The following is a 20,520-nucleotide window of genomic DNA, read 5'->3' as shown; positions in this document are numbered from 1 at the left end:
AAGCGTAACACTGCATGCTGTTGGAGGACGTCATGCAGCAGTTCGATATTCTGGTCATCGGTGCGGGTCTTGCCGGCCTTGTCGCCGCCACCGAGGCCGTGGAGCGCGGGCTCAAGGTCGGCGTTGTGGATCAGGAGGGGGAGCAGAACCTCGGTGGCCAGGCCTTCTGGTCGCTGGGTGGCCTGTTCTTCATCGATAGTCCCGAGCAGCGGCGGATGGGCATACGCGACAGCTTTGATCTGGCGCGGCAGGACTGGTTCGGTTCGGCCGGGTTCGATCGCACCGAGGATTTCTGGCCACGCCAATGGGCCGAGGCCTATCTGCATTTTGCCGCCGGTGAAAAGCGGAGCTGGCTGAAAGCACAAGGGGTGAGCTGGTTTCCGGTGGTCGGCTGGGCCGAGCGCGGCGGCGCGCTCGCCACGGGGCATGGTAATTCCGTGCCGCGCTTCCATGTGACCTGGGGCACCGGTCCCGGCGTGATCGCCCCCTTCGTGCAGCGCGCAAGGGCTGCGGCAGATGCCGGCAAGCTCACCTTCCTGTTCCGACATCAGGTGGATCGCCTGGTCGTCACCAATGGTGCGGTGACGGGGGCTGCCGGTTCGGTTCTGGCGGGCGACGCGACGCCGAGGGGTGCCTCCAGTTCGCGCAATGTGATCGGTCGTTTCGAGGTGAAGGCCGAGGCAGTGATCGTCGCGTCCGGTGGCATTGGCGGCAACCACGATCTGGTGCGCAAGAGCTGGCCGGTCGAGCGGCTCGGGCCGCCGCCGAAATCGATGGTCGCAGGTGTGCCGGCCCATGTCGACGGACGCATGCTGGGGATCACACAGGCGGCTGGTGGCGAGATCATCAATGGCGACCGGATGTGGCACTATACCGAGGGTCTGCGTAATTGGGATCCGATCTGGCCGAACCATGGGATCCGTATCCTGCCCGGTCCATCGTCGTTCTGGTGCGATGCCGATGGTAACCGGTTTGCAGCGCCTGTCATGCCCGGTTTCGACACACTGGCCACGCTGAAGGCAATTAGGGAACGCGGGGATGAATACTCCTGGTTCATTCTCAACAAGGCGATCATCAAGAAGGAATTTGCACTCTCCGGTTCCGAGCAGAACCCGGACCTGACCGACAAGGACCTGCCGCTTTTGTTGAAGCGGCTCGGCAAGAACCCGCCGGGTCCGGTCCAGTCCTTCATGGACAAGGGGGAAGACTTCGTCGTCCGCGACACGCTGGAGGATCTGATTTCGGCGATGAACGCGGTCAGCGGCGAACATCGCCTGGGCATACATCATGTCCGGACGCAGATCGAGGCGCGCGACCGGGAGATCGACAACAAGTTCAGCAAGGATGCGCAGGTCACGGCCATTCGCGGTGCGCGCAACTATCTCGGCGACAAGCTCATGCGCACCGCCAAGCCGCATCGGCTGCTCGATCCCAAGGCGGGACCGCTGATCGGGGTGCGCCTGCATATCCTGACCCGCAAGACCCTTGGCGGGCTGCATACCGATCTCGACGGCCGGGTTCTGTCGCGCGACAACAAGCCGATTGCCGGGCTCTATGCGGCGGGTGAAGTGTCAGGCTTCGGCGGTGGCGGCATGCATGGCTACAATGCGCTGGAAGGAACTTTCCTCGGCGGCTGCCTGTTCTCCGGACGTGTTGCCGGCAGAGCCGCCGGAGGGTGATCCGGCGGTCTGTTTGTTAAGGGCGTACCGAGATCGCAATCAGTCCATCTGCACGTTGGCGTCACGCACGACCGGTGTCCACTTGGCCATTTCGGCCTTGACGTGGGCAGCGAGTTCCTCGGGGCTCGATGCGACGACCGTTGCGCTGAATTCCTTCATGCGCTCGACGACAGCGGGATCAGCCATGGCGACCTTCGCCGAAGCGTTCAGCCGGTCGACGACGTCCTTGGGCGTGCCTTTCGGGGCAAACAGTGCGTTCCAGGTATAGGTCTCGTAGCCGGGAATGCCAGCCTCGGCCATGGTCGGCACGTCGGGGAAGGATGGCGCCCGTTCGGCCGTGGTTACGGCCAGCGCCCGCAATGTGCCGGCCTTGATATGGCCGGAGGAAGATGGAAGGTTGTCGAACATGATCGGCACCTGGTTGCCGATCACATCGGTCAGGGCAGGGCCGGACCCCTTGTAGGGCACATGCTGCATCTTGACGCCCGCCATGGCGTTGAACAATTCGCCTGACAGATGCAGCGGAGTTCCATTGCCGGACGAGGCATAGCTGTATTTCTCCGGCTCGGCCTTCAACAGGGCGAGCAATTCCTTGACGTCTTTCACCGGCAGTTGCGGGTTGACGACCAGCACATTCGGCACGACGACGAGCAGCGAGACCGGGGCGAAATCGGTTTCGGCATCATACGGCTTGTTCTTCAGGATCAGCGGATTGAGCGCATGGGTGGCGACGGTACCCATCAGGATGGTGTAGCCGTCCGGCTCCGCGCGTGCGACATTTCCAGCGCCGAGACTGCCGCCGGCACCGCCGACATTCTGGACGACGACCTGCTGGCCGAGATCGGCCGACATGCGCTCGGCAATGACCCGTGCGACGACATCGGTCGAGCCGCCAGCGGCAAAGGGCACGACCAGGGTGACAGCGCGCTCGGGGAATTCGGCCTGTGCCGGTCCGACCGACATCACGCCAGCCAGCAGGCTCGCCGCGAGTATGGATTTAACGAATGACATGAACATTCCTCCCGTCATGTTTTGACTATCCGGCGGCCACAGCTCCTCCCGCGCCCGTCCGGATCGGTTTGATTGTCGCGTTCCGGTGAGACCGGACAACGGCAATGCGCTGTGGTTGCAGGACGGGTGCACGTCTTTGACGGGTGATGGGTGGATTTCTGCCCAAACAGGCGCAAACATGGGTGAAAATTCACCCATGTCTGTTCATTGCCTGATCGGCATTGCTCTTGCCCTGGGCGTTATTGCGCCGCGGCGGTGAAATCGCGGCCGCCGGTCTCGAATTGCAGGCGGGCCAGCTTGGCATAGAGGCCGCCTTGCTGGATCAGGCTCTGATGCGTCCCCTGTTCGACGATATGGCCATCGTCGAGCACCAGGATGCGGTCAGCCTTGAGGACGGTCGCCAGGCGATGGGCAATGACGATCGTCGTGCGGTTGCTCATCAGGCCGTCGAGGGCTTTCTGTACAAGTGTCTCGCTTTCGGCATCCAGCGCCGAGGTCGCTTCGTCGAGCAACAGCAGGGGGGCGTCGCGGAGCAGCGCACGGGCAATGGCAATACGCTGGCGCTGGCCGCCGGACAGGGTGATGCCCCGTTCGCCGACCACTGTGTCGAAACCGTTCTCCAGCCGGTTGATGAATTCGCCTGCCTGGGCTGCTTCCGCGGCCGCCTCGACCATCCGGCGGTCGGCGTTTGGCGAACCGAAGGCGATGTTGTCGTGGATCGAGGAGGCGAAGATGGTGACGTCCTGCGGCACGATCGCCGTGCGGGCACGCAAGGCCTGCGGATCAACCGTGCGGATATCGGTGCCGTCGAGATAGACGCTACCTTCGGACGGATCGTAGAAGCGCAGGATCAGCGAAAAGATGGTGCTCTTGCCGGCGCCCGACGGGCCGACGATGGCAACGGTCTCGCCGGGCGCGACGTTGAAGGACAGACCCTTGAGGGCGGACTTCGTGGTGCGGGACGGGTAGGCGAAACGCACGCCGTCGAATGTCACGCGACCTTCGGCCGGCTGCGGCAAGACTGCGGGATGCGCCGGGGCGGCAATGGCCGGATGCTCGGCGAGCAGCTCGGTCAGGCGCTCGGCGGCACCAGAGGCCTGCGAGAGTTCGCCCCAGACTTCCGACAGCGTGCCGAGCGAGCCGCCGGCAATCACCGAATAGAGCAGGAACTGGCCCAACGTGCCGGCAGACATGGTGCCGGCCAATACGCTTTGTGCGCCGAACCACAGCACGGCGACAATGCTGCCGAAGATCAGCGCGATGGCGACGCCGGTCAGAAGCGACCGCGACTTGATCGCGGCGCGGGCCGCTTCATAGGCACTTTCCACCGCCGAGCCATAACGCAGGCGTGCCATTTCCTCGGCATTGAAGGCCTGCAAGGTACGGGCGGAGCCGATCATTTCACCGGCAAAGGTGGAGGCTTCGGCCAAAGTGTCCTGGGCTGTGCGGGAGCGCTTGCGGACGGAGCGGCCAAAGGCAACCAGGGGGAAGACGATGATCGGGATTGCGGCCAGGACCATGATCGACAGGCGCGGGCTGGTGTAGATCATCATGGCGATCGCGCCGAGACAGAGAATCGAATTGCGCAGGGCGAGCGAGGCCGTGGCGCCGACTGCGGATTTCAGCTGAACCGTGTCCGCGGTCAGGCGCGAGACAATTTCACCGGACTGGTTGATGTCGAAGAAGGACGGCGACAGCCGGGTCACATGGGCAAACACGTCGCGACGCAGATCGGCGACGACGCGCTCGCCAATGGTGATGACGAAATAGTAGCGCATGGCGCTGGCAACTGCGAGGACCACGGCCATGACGATCATCATGGCGAAGTATTTGTTGATAAAGCCGCTGTCGGAGGCATTGAAGCCGTGATCGAGCATGCGCCGGATGGCAATCGGCAAGGCAAGCGTGGTGGCTGCGGCAAGGCCGAGGAACAGGATGGCGCCGGCGACCAGTCCGCGATAGCGTTTCAAATAGGGCAAGAGACTGCTGAGCGGCTTCAGAGAGCGGCGTTTCTTGTCGTTGTTTTCGGCTTCCAAGGTCACTCGACATTGCTCCTGACAGTGCTTGCAGGCTTTCGTGCCGTGGCACTTGTTATCCCTGCGCCCTTCATGTATAGGCACGGCATCGAATTGGGAAGCCGTGGCCTGATCGGACTGCGGCTTCATGTATTGAATAGGTCCCGCTGGCGCAATTGCGGCAAATGGACCCTACCGGCACAGCAGGAACAGAGTTATGAAGGCTGACATCCATCCAGAATACCACGTCATCAAAGTCGTCATGACCGATGGCACCGAATATGAAACGCGTTCGACCTGGGGTTCGGCTAACGCTACCATGAACCTCGAAATCGACCCGAAGTCGCATCCGGCATGGACCGGCGGTAACCAGCAGTTGATGGACCGCGGCGGCCGCCTTTCGAAGTTCAACAAGCGTTTCGGCGGCCTCGGCCTCTAATCGCTGCGAACTCCGCAAGATTACAAAAAAAGCCCGGTTTCAGCCGGGCTTTTTTCGTTTCCGCAGATTGGATGCCTCAAGTACCGATCAGATTGCGGCCAGCCGGTCGGCAATCTCCTCGAGGGCGAGGTCGTGCTTTGCCGCGAGCGTCATGCCGAATTCGATCAGGGCCTTGATATTGCCGGGGCTTGCATCGTCGAGTGCGTCATTGACGCCGACGAGTGGCGCGTCCAGCCGGAAATAGTTCAGCGACCCGCGATTGGCCGTGGTGACCACGGTCGCGCCGTCGGTAAATTTCGGCGGAGTGCGGTTCAATAGCTTGTTGAGCTGATAGGACGCGGTACTCGCCTGTCCCTGCATGAAGACGGATATCAGTGGTGTGTCATTGGCCGGATTGATCCAGCCGCCGGCACCCCAGTTTTTCGCCTGCTGATAGGGGATCTTGCGGTTGGCGGATCCTGTTCCGAGCGAAAGGATGATCATCTCCTCGCCATTGTCGCGCCAGCCGAGCTTGCTGCCTTCGACATAGGCGGCCATGGCCGGGTCATTGGCGAAGACACCACCATCGATCATCGGGATTGACGGGACTTCGCCACGGCTTCTTGCGGCAAGATCCTCGACCAGCGCGGGTTCGAAATATGTTGGGGCTGCCGAGGAGCCGCGCACCGCCTGCCAGAAATAGAAGCGCTCATGCTCGGGATCAGCATTGGTCATGAAGACTGCCCGTCGCGTGTGGATGTCGTAGGCGGTGATCAGTACCTTGGTCAAAGCCTGGGCAATCTCCGTCGTCTTGCCGAGCATGTCGATCAGGATCTTTTCCAGCGCCGTCGCGTCATAATGTTCGTCCAGCAGGCCACCGAGATTGGCAAGCTTGCGGAACAGGGACTGGTCGAAGATCGACGGCCCCTTGCTGCGATACAGTTCAAGCAGCATGGCCGCGTTGGCAACCGGCTGATCCGGATGGCGTGGTTTCGGGCAGGTGAGGCCGGCTGCGATGATGGCGCCGGTCGATGTGCCGGCGATCAGGTCGAAGTAACGATAGAGGGGCAGCGTCTTGCCGCGGGCCTTGAGCTTGTCTTCCAGCACGGTCAGGACTGCAGCGGGAACGGCGCCGCGAATACCGCCGCCGTCGATCGAGAGAATGAACTTCGTCATGATGTCCTCCCTTGGATTGCAAGAGAGTGGCACGATTATTTAAGGTTGTAAATATCGGCGCGACAACCCTGATGCACAAGGTTAACAAAAAGCCCGGCCATGCGTGCGCATGCCGGGCTTTATTGTCGAACATATGGGGCGTCGTTCAGCCGGCGTTGAAAGCCGTGCGCAACAGGTTCAGCTGTGCCTGGACGCTGTTTTCGTTGTCCGGCAGGAATTCTTCTTCCTGCGGGCGATAGATTTCGCGGTCGAGCAGGGCGATGCGGTTCTGCAGGCGCAGGGAGCGCTCGACGAGGTCACGGAAGGATTCCGGCAGGTCGAGCCAGCCTGGTGCCGTACGGTCGACATTGAAGCCGTCCAGTCGTACCTTGCTCTTTTCCGACAGAACTTGATCGCGGCTCATCTCGCCATTGTTGACGGCGCGCTGCAGCAGCAGCCACGAAGCCATCTGCATCAGGCGGGTGGTCAGGCGCATGGATTCAGCAGCGTACAGAACGGATGCCTGACGCGGCAGGACCTTTGCGGCGGCGCGGCCAGGACCGTCGAGGTAGGCGGCCGTTTCTTCGACCAGGCCCATGCCCTCGGCATAGGTCGCCTTGAACTGGCTGGATGCCGCTGCGCGACCGGCGAAGCTAACCGTATTCAACCCGAGTTCCGACATGGATGTTTCCCTGTAAAACGCATCACTATTGTACGTAACGGCAGTGGTGCGATCTTGTTCCTGCCGCATTTGGTGAGGCTACGATGCTACCAATACCCCAAATGCGCAAGGCGTTTCTTAAGGAAGGGTTAATTCCCACAATTTTGCGGTTACTTTGCGGCGCAAAGCAAAAAAAGAGCCGCAAACGCGGCTCTCAAGGTAAAACAGGGAGAAAATCAGACCATCGCCGTTAGGTGAAACTGCCTGAATCCAGGAGGACTGGACGAGCTTAGTTTCCATGAAAAGAGTTAACGCCAAGTAAATTCAATCGGGAGAAATGGATCTTTACAGACCATCTCGACGAACAATCGCATATCCGGGTTTTATACTTTCGGTCCGAACAGGGAATCGGCGGCCTTGCGACCTGCTTCCTTGCGTTCGATCTCGCTCGTGATTCGGCCGATTTCCTGCTCCAACAGCGCGATGCGCTGGCGCAATTCGTCAGCCGAGATCGCCGACAGTTCCGCGCCGATCTCGTGTTTCGTCGTGGTCAGACGCGGTTCGTCATCGCGGTTCATGTGCGCACCTCTTCGCCCGCTGCGGGCTCCTGGCCGTCGTGATCGGGCAAAGGCGTGGCGCGTGGATCCAGCGACAGGCTTTCGGCGGTGCCCATGGGCGAGGCGCTGATCGGCAGGTTTGGCATGTTGTCACGATCGGCGGCCGGGATCGCTGCACGCAGGCGACTGCGATAGATCGCGTAGGCCGATAGCGTCAGATGTGCGAATGCAGTGACGGCAAACAGCGCATAGGGTCCCATCAAGGTCATCACCGGACCACCGAGTGTCGGCCCGATGATGGTGCCGATACCAAACAGCAGCAGCAAGCCGCCGGAGACCTTCACAAATTCGTCGGCGCCGGCGAAGTCGTTCGCATGGGCGACGGCGATCGGATAGAGGGCGTTGGCCGCCGCACCATAGATCGCGACAAAGAGGATCATCATGCCGGGGTCAGTCGGACGGAAGATCAGCAGGATCAGGGCGGCAAGCGCTGCCAGCAGCGAAAGGGCCGCCAGCACGTAGCGGCGATCGATGCGGTCGGAGAGCTTGCCGGCCGGGAACTGCATCAAGGCGCCCAGGAAGATGGTGACGGACAGCATGATGGCGATGGTGCCTGCATCTAGGCCGGCACGGGTGCCGAACACTGCGCCGAGCGTGCCATAGGCGCCATTGGCAATGCCGATGAGCAGGATGCCGATGAAGGAGACAGGTGAATTGCGGTAGAGGTTCGGCAGATCGATCTTCACCGATTTCAGCGGCTGCGGGGTTGCGGCCGTCGACATGGTCGTCGGCATGATGGCGAAACAATAGACGATGCCGCAGATCATGAAGAGGATGGTGGTTTCGGGATCGAAGACGCCAACCATCATCTGTCCCCCGACGACGCCGAGCAGCGTGATCGAGATGTAGAGCGAAAAGATCATGCCCCGGCTCTCGTTCGTTGCGCGCTCGTTCAGCCAGCTTTCGACGATCATCGATGTGCCGGCGGTACAAAAGCCGGTGATGGCGCGCAGGAGCACCCACCAATGCGCATCGACCACGATGCCGGTCAACAGCGCGATGACGGCAATCAGCGACACAAAGGTGGAAAAGGCGCGGACATGGCCGACGCGCATGACGAGCTTGGGGGCGGCGAAACAGCCGATGACGAATCCGGTTGCCCAGGACGTGCCGAGCAGGCCGAGCACCTCGTTGGAATAGCCCTCGACGGCGCCGCGGACGGGAAGAAGAAGACCGTGCAATCCGTTTCCAAGGAAGAGGAAGAGCGTGCCCAGAAGGAGGGCCGCAACCGGCAAAAGATTTCGTCTCATGGCAATGTCTTGTCGATTGGGGTTGGCAGGGCTTCCGAGCGGAGCGCGAACTACAACGTCACAGTAAATGCATGTTCCTACTGTTGTCTGAATGGATCAGCGGCTTGCAGAAATTCTTTCTGGAAGGCAAAAGTGACGGCGTTGTGGCCGCATGCGTCGGACACCTGGGAAGAATGATGACCAAAGCCATCTCCGCCTTTTTGATCCTTGCGATGCTCATCCAGGTGATCAAGCCGCTGGGCCTGCCCGGTTTGCGCAGGCGTGGCGATTTCTGGAAACTTGCCGTGGTCGCCTTCGCCATCTGGTCGATCACGCTTCTGGCTCGCGACCTGACCTGACTTGTTCAGAGGCTGATCGTGCCACGCATCACCTCGACCGAGGCGCCCGAAACCGTGACGTCGGAAAAACGCCCGTAGGTGACATTCACCTGAAGCTGGATCAGGCTGCGGCGACCCATCTCGACGCCCTGTTCGACGAGAAGGGGTCTGCTTTCGGGATATGTCACGAGTGTCGTCAGGTAGGCGCCGAGCGCTGCGGAAGCGCTGCCTGTCGCCGGATCCTCGGCGACATTGTCCAGCGGGGCAAACATGCGGGCGCGAACGTGGTTTTCGCCAATCCACGTATAGAGGAAGGTGGCGCAGTCGCAGTGTTCGTCGGCATATGTTTCGCACAAGGCTTTGATCGGCTCGATGCGCGAGGCCGCGCGGGCGAGTGCATCCAGATTGACGACCTCGATCAGGATGAATTTCAGGCCGACAGACGCGAAGGTCGGCAGATGGGACGTGGTGCGGATGTCTTGCGGGTAGAGGCCCAGGCATGGTGCCATCTGCTCGGCCGGAATGCTGGCGCCGATGGTCAACGGGCCGGGTGCACGGATGGTCGTCGTCGCGACACGTCCATGGCCGTCGCGTTGCACGGCGATCTCGACGAGGCCAGCCTTTTCCTCGAAGCGCAACCGGTCGGAAAGCGTATGGCCGAAGATTTCCCCCATGCCGGCCAGGACAAAGGCCGTGCCGACATTCGGGTGGCCGGCAAACGGAACTTCGGTCACCGGCGTGAAGATGCGGACTTCGGCGCTGTTGGCCGGATCCTTGGCCGGCAGGACGAAGGTCGTTTCAGAGTAGCCGAATTCGGTGGCGATCCTCTGCATGTCCTCATCGCTCAATCCCCTCGCATCGGTGATGACCGCCAGCGGATTGCCGGAGAAGCGATGGTCGGTAAAGACATCGACGGTGACGAAGGGGATTTCGCGCATAAGGTGTTCCGGCTTTTGCTGGATCTTCGGGTGTCAGTTCGTTTTCCAGGCCGCGACCGGGAAGATACGGTCGTAGGTCCAGTTGAAGACGAAGGCGTAGACCATGTAAAACAGTGCGAAGGCGACGTCCATCACCAGCGCCTGCCACAGGCTGATGCCGAGATACCAGGCGATGAAGGGCATCAGCACCAGCAGAAGTCCGGCCTCGAAGGCAACGGCGTGCACAACCCGGATGGCGAGCGACTTTTGCGTCGTGCCGACGATGCGCTGCATCAGGTGATCGAAGCCGATATTGTAGAGATAGTTCCACAGCGTCGCGATGGTGGCGCTGCCGATGCCGACGACACCGATATCGGATACCGGCATTGCGAATGCCAAGGCGCCGAGCGGGATGACGAGGGCAAGGCCTACCAGCTCGAAGCTGATGGCGTGGCGGATACGGTCGCTGGTGGTACGCATGGGAAACTCCCGGAAATGATAGCCGGGTCGTCCCGCAATCGTGCCCATGGTGGGGAGGTCGTCCTCGAAGGCTTATATAGGGTGAAGGGGTGGCAGGGGCAAGGGTGAGTGGTTCATTGCGCTGATGCAACTTTGTTTAAGGTGTCGTCTTTGCCACACCGGGGCAAGCCAGGTTGCATCCTCGTGATAGAGGCGGGCATACTGTTTTCGGCTCTCGCCCAATGGAAAAAGGCCCGGCGTTAAGCCGAGCCCTGATCAGGACAGTTGAGGTCAGACCTTGCTCGTGCTCGCGGCGTAGATCCTGTCGATCGTATCTGCAATGCTGGCGTTGAATTCGGCATCGCTCATCGAGACGCGCAGCTTTTCCGTCAAAGCGCGCGAGAAGCTCGCGATCATGTCGTGGTTGTGACTGAGCTTTTCGCAGGCGTCCGCCGTGCTGTAGCCGCCGGACAGAGCAACGACGCGGGCGACCGACTTATGGGCGGCCAGCGGCGCGTAGAAATCGGCAATCGTGGGGATCGTCACCTTCAGCATGACGGTTTCTCCGGCCGGGAGCTTGTCGAGATGGTTGGCGATCTCGTCGCGCAGAATGGCCTCGGCTTCCGTCTTGGTCGGGCTCTTGATCGACACTTCCGGCTCGACGATCGGGACGAGACCCTGGGCGATGATCTGGCGGGCCACTTCGAACTGCTGGGTCACGACGGCCGCGATGCCCGTCTTGTCGGCATTGGCGATCACGGAGCGCATCTTGGTGCCGAAGATCCCTTTTTCGCGGCCGCGGATCAGGAGGCCGTCGAGATCCGGCATCGCCTTCATCATCTGGACGCCGTTTTCCTCGTCGAGGAGACCCTTGTCGATCTTGAGGAAGGGCACGACGCCCCGCTTTTCCCAGAGATGGGTCGGAACTGGCTGACCGTCAGCCTCACCGTCCATGGTCCGCTCGAACAGGATGGCGCCGATGACCTTGTCACCGGTGAAGGCAGGCGCGCGCATGATGCGGACGCGCATCGCATGCATCAGGCGAAACATCTCCTCGTCGCCCCGATAGTCGGATTCGGAGATACCGTAGAGGCTCAACGCTTTGGGTGTCGAACCGCCGCTCTGGTCAAGTGCCGCAATGAAACCCGGCGCCGAGCTGATCTTGTTCAACATCTTTGCGTCCACCATATCGAACTCCTATCCCTGGACATGGCGCCTAGCGCGCTCACGTATGTTCACTGTTTTACGATCAAGCAGCAATGGCTGCTGATCAGTCTCCGGATCGGTTTCTTAGAAACCTTCAGGCGTTTCCAGTCTTTGGAAAACCAAGCTGATACCGGCGATAACAGAACTTCCATGGTGGGAAAATGGTAGCCTAAACTATTGAAACGATTGAAATCATTTCAATCGGTTGAAAATTCAAAGTTTTTTAAATGATACACCGGCGCGACATTCGTTCCATGCCGCGCCAGCAATATTTTGTGCTTACTTCGACGCTGTCAGCACCGCCACGCCGGGCAGTTCCTTGCCTTCCATCCATTCCAGGAAAGCGCCACCGGCGGTGGAGACATAGGAGAAGTCGTCGGCAACGCCAGCATGGTTGAGCGCCGAGACGGTATCGCCGCCGCCGGCGACGGAGACGAGCTTGCCGGCCTTGGTCTGCTCGGCAGCATGTTTTGCCGCCGAAACGGTGGCCGTATCGAAGGGCGTGATCTCAAAGGCGCCGAGCGGACCGTTCCAGACCAGGGTCGCGCCCTTGGAGATCCATTCGTTGATTGCCTCGACCGATTTCGGGCCGACGTCGAGCATCATGGCGTCGGACGGGATGGCGGCGATATCGACGGTCTCGTTTTCGGCATTGGCCTTGAATTCGCGGGCAACAACGCCGTCCACCGGCAGAACGATGGCGCAGCCGGCAGCCTTGGCGGTTTCCATGATCGCACGGGCGGTGTCGGCCAGATCATGCTCGCAGAGCGATTTGCCGACATCGATGCCCTGGGCGGCGATGAAGGTATTGGCCATGCCGCCGCCGATGACCAGCGCATCGACCTTGGTCACCAGATTGGAGAGCAGGTCGATCTTGCTCGAGACCTTGGCGCCGCCGACGATGGCAACAACCGGGCGGGTCGGCTGGCCGAGGCCCTGTTCCAGCGCTTCGAGTTCAGCCTGCATGGTGCGGCCAGCATAGGCCGGCAGGTGATGGGCAAGACCTTCGGTCGACGCATGGGCGCGGTGGGCGGCCGAAAACGCGTCGTTGACATAGATGTCGCCGTTCTTGGCGAGTTCGGCGGTGAATTCCGGCGTGTTCTTTTCCTCGCCCTTGTGGAAACGGGTGTTTTCCAAGAGCAGGATGTCGCCGTTGTTCATCTTGGCGATGGCTGCGGTTGCTGCTTCGCCGACGCAATCGGCTGCGAAAGCCACACGCTGGTCGAGCACTTCCTCGACGGAGGGGGCGATCAGGGACAGCGACTGGTCGGCGACCGGTTCGCCCTTGGGGCGGCCGAAATGGGCAAGAAGGATGACCTTGGCACCCTTTTCCGACAGTTCCTTGATGGTCGGCGCAACGCGCTCGATGCGGGTGGTGTCCGAGACCTTGCCGTCGGTGACGGGTACGTTGAGGTCGACGCGAACAAGCACGCGCTTGCCTGCGATGTCTGTGAGGTCGTCGAGTGTCTTGAAAGCCGGCATGGAATATACCCGTCGTTTTTGCGGTTGAACTGGGTCAATACCAGTCATCACTGGTATGTCGGGCCGGACCTTACACCGCCGGCATGGTGACGCAAGGCGATCAAAAGACTATTTTTCCACCTGGCTTTCGGCGACGCGCGCGGCACGCTTGCGCCGCAGATAATCGCGCAGCGCATGGGCGAGTTCGCGGATATTCAGGAAGATCGGCAGCGTGGTGGCCGGGGCAACGGGCTCCATCGAAACGCCGACGGATGCGATGTGTCCCAGCTCATCGATGTCGCGCACGATCAGCACGATGGTGCCCAGGCGTACCCGGTCGGCATATTCGCCGCGTCCACCAAGGCGCTGGACGATCAGTTCTGCGACAGTCTTGCCGCGCTCGGAATCGCTGACGGAAAGCGGGCCATAGGCATCATCGAGGTTCTGGACCAGCGTTGCCGGCGCGATGGCAAAGGTTCCGAAGAACTCGCCGTCGTCTTCGGCAACCGGCGCTGCCGAAGCAAAGAGGCGGTCGAGCAGTCTGGAATAGGCCGGCACGACGAAGAGATAGACATTGTCGTTCTCGCGCAGGCGGCCGGCATACTGATAGCGCATCGACTTTCCGTCGCGGATGACCAGCGAGGGCATGGCCCAGCGCGGAATGCGCTCGCCGCCCAGGATCGGGCTGCCGGCCACGACGCGGTAGGCGAGCAGCTCGTGATTGGCAGAACCTGGCAGATCCAGTTCGACCTTGTCGATGGCGCCGATGCGCGGCGGGATGATCAGGCCGAGTTTTTTTGCGACCGGCTTGATCGTCCAGCCCTGCACGACCAGCGAGATCATCACGACGATGAAAGCGGTGTTGAAATAGGTATGGCTGTTTTCCAGATGGCCTACGACCGGCACGATGCCGAGCAGGATCGAGACCGCGCCGCGCAAACCGATCCAGGCGATGAAGCCGGTTTCGCGCTGGGTAAAGTCGAAGGGCAGGAGGCAGAGCCAGACGGCAAGCGGCCTGGCGATGAAGACGAGGAACAGGCCGAGCACGATGGCTGGCAGCAGGATGCCGAGGAATTGCGACGGTGTGGCGAGCAGGCCGAGCACGAGGAACATGATGATCTGGGCAAGCCATGTCATGCCATCCTGAAAGCGGCTGATGGAGCTGGTCGCCGGCAATTTGCGCGAACCGGCATAGATGCCGGCGACATAGACGGCAAGGAAACCGCTACCGCCGACGGTGCCGGTGAATGCGAAGATCATCAGGGCGAGCGCCAGCAGGAAGATCGGTGCCAGGCCGCGCTCTACCTGCATGCGCTTGAGCACGAAGACGATGACTGCGCCGCCGACCAACCCGACGACGAGGCCAAGGCCCATCTGCTCGAGGAACAGCAACAGCAGTTCAAGATCGAGCCCACTATAACCGACGCCGCTCGAGATCAGCTCGACAAGCGCGATGGTCAGGAAAATCGCCATCGGGTCGTTGGTGCCGGATTCGACCTCGAGCGTGGAGCGCACCTTGTCGCGGATATTGATGCCGCCGATGCGCAGCAGGAAGAAGACGGCGGCGGCATCGGTCGAGGCCAGGATGGCGCCAAGCAGCAGGCCTTCAAGATAGGTGAGGTCGAGCAGCAAGTGGGCGGCGAGGCCGAACAACAGGGTGGTGACGAGCACACCGATGGTCGCCAGCGTCAGTGCGGGCGATGCTGACAGGCGGAAGGACTGCAGCGATGTCCCATAACCTGAATCGAACAGGATGATGGCCAGCGCGACCGAACCAATCACATAGGCGAGGGAGAAGTTGGAAAACTCGATGCCGAGGCCATCGGTGCCGGCGCCCAGGCCGATCAGCAGGAAGAGGAGAAGCAGCGGCGCGCCGAAGCGGAAGGCGATAAGGCTCGAGAAGGCAGCCAGAAGAACAAGCGCTGTCGCCACCAAGGTGACCGCATAAAATTCGTCCAATCCCTTACCCTCTTGCCGCACATCCGATCATACGCCGCCAAGTGTCCCGCGCCATGCAGAGGCTGTCAAACCCAGGCAGGTTGGCATCGCCCAGTCCCGGGAGACATGTTTTCTAAAAGAACAAACAGGATTGCCGAACGGCAGGAACAGGGATGTCAGGAAATCATGATGAGAGTAGGGCGGCTTTCAAAAAAGATATAGGAAAGAATGCCTTATTCACGCAGGCGCAACAGGTTTTGGCGCTGGACGGTGGTTTAATGCGGCCGGAGATCGAGGTCGGTCAACAAGCGCCCCACGGCGGCTTCGGACAAAGGCTTGGTGAGAAATCGCGCGCCGGATGGAAGCAGGTTCATGTCGGGGCGGTAGCGGCCGGAAACAACGATGATCTTGCAGGCGGGGGCCTGGTCATGGATGCGGTTTGCCAGTTCCAATCCATTCATCGATCCGGGCATGTCGATGTCGGTGAGAAGCGCTGCGATGTACTGGGTGTCCTGAAAGACTGCCATGGCTTCGTCGGCATTGGCTGCATCGATGACATCGAAGCCGGCATCCACCAGGGTATCGACCAGGTCAAGGCGGATCAAACCATCATCTTCGACCACCAGCAAACGCATTTTTTGTGCCTGTGCCACGATCAACTTTCTTGTTGAAATCCGGCCAGTTCCGCCGAAATGATTAAGTTAAAGCCCTCAGGCGCATAGGTAACATCAACCTTGCAATCGGCCGTGCCGTCGAGGCCCGCCCTGATCAGGCGCGTGCCGCTGCTTTCGCTGCCGGGACTGACGACCTGAGGTCCGCCGCTTTCCCTCCAGACAAGTTCGAAGCGGTCTTGATGGGCTCCGGTGACGCCCCATGTCAGCTCGACACGTCCTTCGGGGACCGACAGTGCACCATGTTTCAGCGCATTGGTTGCAAGTTCATGCAGAATGAGCGACAGCGACAACGAAGACCGCGAGCCTATCTTGAGATTGGGACCCGATGTCGAGATCCGCGGTGCGTTGGGATCGTCATGCAAGGCGATCATCTGTGCGACGAGGTCGCCGACCCTGGAAGAGCCGTTGCCCCCCTTGATGATCGCATCATGGGCGTGACTGAGAACGCCGATGCGGTCAGACAGCGTCCTGCGCGCGGTCTGCATGTCGGGCGCGCTGCGCAATGTCTGCGAGGCGATCGCCTGGACCATGGCCAGCTGGTTCTTCAGGCGATGGCCAAGTTCATGCGACAGGAGTTCGCGGTGCTTCTCATCCGCGCGCATCTCGGTAACGTCGAGTGCCTGAACCAGGATACCACCAATTCGGCAGTCAGGGTCATGCATCGGTTGATAGGCAAGATCGATAACGCGGGTCTGCTTTTCTCCGTCCGGTCCGCGATTGAGTTCGATTTCCACGCTCTTGGCCACATAGGGCTTGCCGGTTCGATAGACGCCGTCGAGGATGTCGATATACCCCTGGCTTACGACCTCGGCGACGGCATCTGCCACCGGCTTGCCGATAATGTCGCGATTGCCGATCATCGCGTAGTATTGCTCATTGGCATAGTCGAAGACGTGGTTCTCGCCCGACAGCATGGCAATGCCGCCCTGGCTCAGTTCGAAAACCTGCATGAAGCGTTCGCGGATGGTCTGCTGCTCGCGACGCATGAGGACCTCCGCGGTGATCTCCGCGCAGGCGCAGAACATGCCAAGCACGGTTCCCCACGGATCGCGCACAGGGGTGTAGGAAAACGAGAAATGTGTCTCTTCGGGATAACCCTTGCGGTACATCGTGAACTGGATATCGTCCATCGATGTGCCCTGTCCGGAATAGGCGGCGGTGATGATCGGATCGACCTGGTCCCAGATGTCGAACCATAGATCGCGGAACGGATGGCCGAAGGCGGCGGGATGGCGATTGCCACACATCTGCGCATAGCCGTCATTGTAGAGGGTGATCTGGTCCGGTCCCCAGACGATCAGCATCGGCTGCAGGGAGCCCAGCATTACACTTGTCAGCGTGCGCAGTTCCGACGGCCAGCTTTCATACGGACCCAGTGAAGTCGTGCTCCACTCGAAATTCCGAAACAGTCGTCCGCATTCCCCACCGCCCAAATTCATCGGCATCCCTTAGTCAAATCGCGGACCCCTTGTTTCCGCATATCGACCGCATCAACGCAGTTTTGGCGCAAAGGTTCCGGTGTGGCGGTTTTGTTTCAGGATCCGTTGCGGCCATGCCGTCATACGCACAAGGCGGACTGTTTCCAGCCCGCCTTGGTGATTTCAACGTTGATTGATCGAGGATCAGATGGTCTTGGCGAAGGCCACTGCCGTGTCCGACATGCGGTTGGAGAAGCCCCATTCGTTGTCGTACCAGGTGAGGATGCGGACGAAGTTGCCTTCGAGAACCTTGGTCTGGTCGAGCGCGAAGATCGACGAATGCGAATCGTGATTGAAGTCGCGCGACACCAGCGGCTCGTCGGTATAGCCGAGGATGCCCTTCAGCGCGCCGTTCGAGGCGGCGATGATGGCGTCGTTGACTTCCTGAACCGTGGTGGTCTTCTTGGCGACGAACTTGAAGTCGACGACCGAGACATTCGGTGTCGGCACGCGGATCGAGGTGCCGTCGAGCTTGCCCTTCAGTTCCGGCAGAACCAGGCCGACGGCCTTGGCTGCACCGGTCGAGGTCGGGATCATCGACAGCGCTGCCGCGCGGGCGCGGTAGAGATCCTTGTGCATCGTGTCGAGCGTCGGCTGGTCGCCTGTATAGGAGTGGATCGTGGTCATGAAACCATGATCGATGCCGATGGCTTCGTTCAGGACCTTGACGACCGGCACCAGGCAATTGGTGGTGCAGGACGCGTTGGAGATGACCAGGTGATCCTTGGTCAGCTTGTCGTGGTTGACGCCGAAGACGACGGTCAGGTCAGCGCCGTCAGCCGGAGCCGAAACGATGACGCGCTTTGCGCCAGCCTGGAGATGCAAGGCAGCTTTCTCGCGCGTGGCGAAGATGCCGGTGCATTCCATGGCGATATCGACGCCCATTTCGGCATGCGGCAGAGTTGCCGGATCCTTGATCGCGGTCACCTTGATCGGCTTGCCGCCGCCAACGATGATGGTGTCGCCTTCAACCTTCACGGTCGCCGGGAATTTGCCGTGGATCGAGTCGTAGCGGAGCAGGTGAGCATTGGTCTCGACCGGGCCGAGGTCGTTGATGGCAACGACTTCGATGTCGGTGCGGCCGGATTCGACGATGGCGCGCAGAACGTTACGGCCGATACGGCCAAAGCCGTTGATGGCAACTTTCACAGTCATAGGTGCACTCCTGATTGGATAACGAAGATCAGATGGGGCGGTGAAGGGCGCCTCGCGGCGCCCTTGCGCAATAGGTCAGGCGAGCTTGGCTTCGGCGGCGGAAACAACGGCTTCTGCCGTGATGCCGAAATGCTTGTAGAGATCCTTGGCCGGGCCGGAGGCGCCGAAGGATTTCATGCCGACAAAGGCGCCGTCATTGCCGATGAACGCGTCCCAGCCCTGGCGGATGCCGGCTTCGACCGCGATCTTGACCGGAGCCTTGCCGATGATCGCTTCCTGGTAGTCGGCAGACTGTTCGAAGAACAGCTCGAAGCAGGGAACCGAGACGACGCGGGCGGAAATGCCCTTGGCGGCAAGTGTTGCCTGCGCCTTGATGGCGATTTCGACTTCCGAGCCGGAGGCGAAGATCGAGACCTTGGCGTCGCTGGCCGAGATCAGCTCATAGGCGCCGTAGGCCGAGAGGTTCTTTTCTTCATATACCGTGCGGGCCGGGATCAGGTTCTGGCGGGTCAGCGCCAGGCCCGAAGGACGGTGCTTTTCCTTGAGCGCGATCTGCCAGCATTCCGCGGTTTCGCTCTCGTCGGCCGGGCGGAAGAGAAGCAGGTTCGGAATGGCGCGCAGGGCTGCGAAATGCTCGACCGGCTGGTGGGTCGGGCCATCTTCGCCAACGCCGATGGAATCATGCGTCCAGACATGTACGACGCGGATGCCCATGAGGGCGGCGAGGCGCACCGACGGGCGGCAATAATCGGAGAAGATCAGGAAGCCGCCCGAATAGGGGATCAGGCCGCCATGCAGCGCGATACCGTTCATGGCCGCGGCCGTCGCATGTTCGCGAATGCCCCAGTGCATGTAACGGCCGGAGAAATCGGTCGGGGTGATCGACGTCATCTGGCTGGTCTTGGTGTTGTTCGACGGCGTCAGGTCGGCCGAACCGCCCAGCGTTTCCGGCAGCAGGCCGTTGATCACTTCCAGCGCGTCTTCAGAAGCCTTGCGGGTGGCAACCGTCGGGTTGTTGGCCGCGATCTTCTTCTTGAACGTGTCGATCGTGGTGTCGAAGCTGCCCGGCAGTTCGCCGGCGAAGCGGCGGTTGAACTCGGCGCGCTTTTCGGCGTCAGAACCAGCGAGGCGCTCTTCCCATTCCTTGCGGGCCTTGGTCGAACGCAGGCCGGCGAGACGCCAGGTGTCGAGCACGTCAGCCGGAACGACAAAGGCTTCGGATTCCCAGTTCAGCGACTTGCGGGCGGCGGCGATTTCCTCGGCGCCGAGCGGCGAGCCATGGACCTTGTGCGTGCCCTGCTTGTTCGGTGCGCCGAAGCCGATGATCGTGCGGCAGGCGATGAAGGTCGGACGGTCCGACTTGTGTGCCGCTTCGATCGCGGCTGCGATGGCGTCCTGATCGTGACCGTCGATCTCGATCGTGTTCCAGTGCGCCGACTTCAGGCGGGCGATCTGGTCGGTCGAGTCCGACAGCGATACTGCGCCGTCGATGGTGATCTTGTTGTCGTCCCAGAAGACGATGAGCTTGTTGAGCTTCAGATGGCCGGCAAGCGCGATGGCTTCCTGGCTGATGCCTTCCATAAGGCATCCGTCACCGACCAGCGCATAGGTGAAGTGGCTCTGCAGCTCGGAGCCGAATTCCTGCGACAGCTTGCGTTCGGCGATCGCCATGCCGACGGCATTGGCAATGCCCTGGCCGAGCGGCCCCGTGGTCGTCTCAATGCCCGAGGCATGGCCGTATTCCGGGTGGCCGGCGGTCTTGGAACCGAGCTGGCGGAACTGCTTGATGTCCTCGATCGTCATGTCCTCATATCCGGTTAGATAGAGGAGCGAATAGAGCAGCATCGAGCCATGGCCGGCAGACAGGACGAAGCGATCGCGATCCGGCCAGAGCGGGTTCTTCGGATCGAACTTCAGAAAGCGGCTGAAGAGAACGGTTGCAATATCGGCGGCGCCCATCGGCAGGCCGGGGTGGCCGGAGTTGGCCTTTTCCACTGCATCCATGGCAAGGAAACGGATCGCATTTGCCATCCGCTGATGTTTTTCGGGAGAAATCATGGCTGTTCCGCTTGTTCCGGGGCTGCAAGAAACGGTCGCTAAAGGCGGTCC

The 20,520-nt window shown here is 61.0% G+C and carries 18 protein-coding genes; 3 read left to right on the top strand and 15 right to left on the bottom strand.

Annotated features, from left to right (window positions below; genetic code table 11):
- Positions 1-32: 32 nt before the first annotated feature.
- On the top strand, positions 33-1,679 hold the full coding sequence (locus tag GVK95_RS14795; protein WP_159950922.1) for an FAD-binding dehydrogenase: 1,647 nt from the start codon (positions 33-35) through the stop codon (positions 1,677-1,679).
- A 39-nt stretch (positions 1,680-1,718) separates the two neighbouring features.
- Here GVK95_RS14795 and GVK95_RS14790 read toward each other — a convergent pair whose 3' ends face one another.
- Positions 1,719-2,696, bottom strand: a complete 978-nt coding sequence (locus GVK95_RS14790) for a tripartite tricarboxylate transporter substrate binding protein (RefSeq protein WP_200844295.1) — start codon at positions 2,694-2,696, stop codon at positions 1,719-1,721.
- A 233-nt stretch (positions 2,697-2,929) separates the two neighbouring features.
- A complete protein-coding gene (locus GVK95_RS14785) occupies positions 2,930-4,732 on the bottom strand; it encodes an ABC transporter transmembrane domain-containing protein (RefSeq protein ID WP_159950918.1) in 1,803 nt (600 codons plus the stop codon).
- Between the two features lie 190 nt (positions 4,733-4,922).
- Between GVK95_RS14785 and rpmE the strand changes: the two genes are divergently transcribed.
- The gene (rpmE, locus tag GVK95_RS14780; RefSeq protein WP_159950916.1) at positions 4,923-5,144 is read left to right on the top strand and encodes a 50S ribosomal protein L31; all 222 of its coding nucleotides are present in this window, start codon (positions 4,923-4,925) and stop codon (positions 5,142-5,144) included.
- Positions 5,145-5,231: 87 nt separating this feature from the next.
- Here the strand turns inward: rpmE and GVK95_RS14775 are convergent, their stop codons facing one another.
- The 4 genes from GVK95_RS14775 to GVK95_RS14760 form a co-directional block, all read right to left on the bottom strand.
- Positions 5,232-6,299, bottom strand: coding sequence for a patatin-like phospholipase family protein (locus tag GVK95_RS14775; protein ID WP_159950914.1), 1,068 nt, complete (start codon positions 6,297-6,299; stop codon positions 5,232-5,234).
- Positions 6,300-6,444: 145 nt separating this feature from the next.
- Positions 6,445-6,960 carry a DUF1465 family protein gene (locus GVK95_RS14770; protein WP_007607063.1) on the bottom strand — a complete coding sequence of 172 codons (516 nt, stop codon included), beginning with the start codon at positions 6,958-6,960 and terminating at the stop codon, positions 6,445-6,447.
- A gap of 362 nt (positions 6,961-7,322) precedes the next feature.
- Positions 7,323-7,517: a DUF1192 domain-containing protein gene (locus GVK95_RS14765; protein WP_159950912.1), complete on the bottom strand. Its 195-nt coding sequence runs from the start codon at positions 7,515-7,517 to the stop codon at positions 7,323-7,325.
- A complete protein-coding gene (locus tag GVK95_RS14760; RefSeq protein WP_159950910.1) occupies positions 7,514-8,806 on the bottom strand; it encodes an MFS transporter in 1,293 nt (430 codons plus the stop codon). The genes GVK95_RS14765 and GVK95_RS14760 overlap by 4 nt, the downstream gene beginning before the upstream one ends.
- Before the next feature lie 176 nt (positions 8,807-8,982).
- On the opposite strand from GVK95_RS14760, the gene GVK95_RS25050 reads away from it, so the two are divergent.
- Positions 8,983-9,144 (top strand): hypothetical protein, encoded by a 162-nt coding sequence (locus tag GVK95_RS25050; protein ID WP_200844293.1) that lies wholly within the window; start codon positions 8,983-8,985, stop codon positions 9,142-9,144.
- Positions 9,145-9,149: 5 nt separating this feature from the next.
- Here the strand turns inward: GVK95_RS25050 and GVK95_RS14755 are convergent, their stop codons facing one another.
- The 9 genes from GVK95_RS14755 to tkt all read right to left on the bottom strand — a co-directional run bounded on the left by GVK95_RS14755 (position 9,150) and on the right by tkt (position 20,469).
- Positions 9,150-10,061, bottom strand: coding sequence for a PhzF family phenazine biosynthesis protein (locus tag GVK95_RS14755; RefSeq protein WP_159950908.1), 912 nt, complete (start codon positions 10,059-10,061; stop codon positions 9,150-9,152).
- A gap of 33 nt (positions 10,062-10,094) precedes the next feature.
- Positions 10,095-10,520, bottom strand: coding sequence for a PACE efflux transporter (locus tag GVK95_RS14750; RefSeq protein ID WP_159950906.1), 426 nt, complete (start codon positions 10,518-10,520; stop codon positions 10,095-10,097).
- 270 nt (positions 10,521-10,790) lie between these two features.
- On the bottom strand, positions 10,791-11,687 hold the full coding sequence (locus GVK95_RS14745) for a fructose bisphosphate aldolase (RefSeq protein WP_159950904.1): 897 nt from the start codon (positions 11,685-11,687) through the stop codon (positions 10,791-10,793).
- Positions 11,688-11,984: 297 nt separating this feature from the next.
- Entirely contained in the window at positions 11,985-13,187 is a 1,203-nt protein-coding gene (locus tag GVK95_RS14740; protein WP_159950902.1) for a phosphoglycerate kinase, read from the bottom strand.
- A gap of 108 nt (positions 13,188-13,295) precedes the next feature.
- Positions 13,296-15,125 carry a potassium/proton antiporter gene (locus GVK95_RS14735; RefSeq protein ID WP_159950900.1) on the bottom strand — a complete coding sequence of 610 codons (1,830 nt, stop codon included), beginning with the start codon at positions 15,123-15,125 and terminating at the stop codon, positions 13,296-13,298.
- A 254-nt stretch (positions 15,126-15,379) separates the two neighbouring features.
- Complete coding sequence (locus tag GVK95_RS14730; RefSeq protein ID WP_244618775.1) at positions 15,380-15,739, bottom strand: response regulator; 360 nt, start codon at positions 15,737-15,739, stop codon at positions 15,380-15,382.
- 20 nt (positions 15,740-15,759) lie between these two features.
- On the bottom strand, positions 15,760-17,103 hold the full coding sequence (locus GVK95_RS14725) for a PAS domain-containing sensor histidine kinase (RefSeq protein ID WP_210252959.1): 1,344 nt from the start codon (positions 17,101-17,103) through the stop codon (positions 15,760-15,762).
- Between the two features lie 297 nt (positions 17,104-17,400).
- Positions 17,401-18,411 carry a type I glyceraldehyde-3-phosphate dehydrogenase gene (gene gap, locus GVK95_RS14720; RefSeq protein ID WP_007608700.1) on the bottom strand — a complete coding sequence of 337 codons (1,011 nt, stop codon included), beginning with the start codon at positions 18,409-18,411 and terminating at the stop codon, positions 17,401-17,403.
- Between the two features lie 75 nt (positions 18,412-18,486).
- A complete protein-coding gene (gene tkt / locus GVK95_RS14715) occupies positions 18,487-20,469 on the bottom strand; it encodes a transketolase (protein WP_159950894.1) in 1,983 nt (660 codons plus the stop codon).
- Positions 20,470-20,520 lie beyond the last annotated feature (51 nt).

This window comes from Rhizobium sp. 18065, from assembly GCF_902706095.1.
Lineage (GTDB): Bacteria > Pseudomonadota > Alphaproteobacteria > Rhizobiales > Rhizobiaceae > Allorhizobium.
The sequence above is the reverse complement of the archived record's forward strand: the minus strand, read 5'-3'. Positions and strand labels throughout refer to the sequence as shown.

Excerpts from the sequence above, each read along its gene's own strand:
- GVK95_RS14795 (WP_159950922.1), top strand. The coding sequence starts at position 33 with ATGCAGCAGTTCGATATTCTGGTCATCGGTGCGGGTCTTGCCGGCCTT.
- GVK95_RS14790 (WP_200844295.1), bottom strand. The coding sequence starts at position 2,696 with ATGTTCATGTCATTCGTTAAATCCATACTCGCGGCGAGCCTGCTGGCT.
- rpmE (WP_159950916.1), top strand. The coding sequence starts at position 4,923 with ATGAAGGCTGACATCCATCCAGAATACCACGTCATCAAAGTCGTCATG.
- GVK95_RS14775 (WP_159950914.1), bottom strand. The coding sequence starts at position 6,299 with ATGACGAAGTTCATTCTCTCGATCGACGGCGGCGGTATTCGCGGCGCC.
- GVK95_RS14770 (WP_007607063.1), bottom strand. The coding sequence starts at position 6,960 with ATGTCGGAACTCGGGTTGAATACGGTTAGCTTCGCCGGTCGCGCAGCG.
- GVK95_RS14765 (WP_159950912.1), bottom strand. The coding sequence starts at position 7,517 with ATGAACCGCGATGACGAACCGCGTCTGACCACGACGAAACACGAGATC.
- GVK95_RS14760 (WP_159950910.1), bottom strand. The coding sequence starts at position 8,806 with ATGAGACGAAATCTTTTGCCGGTTGCGGCCCTCCTTCTGGGCACGCTC.
- GVK95_RS25050 (WP_200844293.1), top strand. The coding sequence starts at position 8,983 with ATGACCAAAGCCATCTCCGCCTTTTTGATCCTTGCGATGCTCATCCAG.
- GVK95_RS14755 (WP_159950908.1), bottom strand. The coding sequence starts at position 10,061 with ATGCGCGAAATCCCCTTCGTCACCGTCGATGTCTTTACCGACCATCGC.
- GVK95_RS14750 (WP_159950906.1), bottom strand. The coding sequence starts at position 10,520 with ATGCGTACCACCAGCGACCGTATCCGCCACGCCATCAGCTTCGAGCTG.
- GVK95_RS14745 (WP_159950904.1), bottom strand. The coding sequence starts at position 11,687 with ATGGTGGACGCAAAGATGTTGAACAAGATCAGCTCGGCGCCGGGTTTC.
- GVK95_RS14740 (WP_159950902.1), bottom strand. The coding sequence starts at position 13,187 with ATGCCGGCTTTCAAGACACTCGACGACCTCACAGACATCGCAGGCAAG.
- GVK95_RS14730 (WP_244618775.1), bottom strand. The coding sequence starts at position 15,739 with ATGCGTTTGCTGGTGGTCGAAGATGATGGTTTGATCCGCCTTGACCTG.
- GVK95_RS14725 (WP_210252959.1), bottom strand. The coding sequence starts at position 17,103 with ATGCTGGGCTCCCTGCAGCCGATGCTGATCGTCTGGGGACCGGACCAG.
- gap (WP_007608700.1), bottom strand. The coding sequence starts at position 18,411 with ATGACTGTGAAAGTTGCCATCAACGGCTTTGGCCGTATCGGCCGTAAC.
- tkt (WP_159950894.1), bottom strand. The coding sequence starts at position 20,469 with ATGATTTCTCCCGAAAAACATCAGCGGATGGCAAATGCGATCCGTTTC.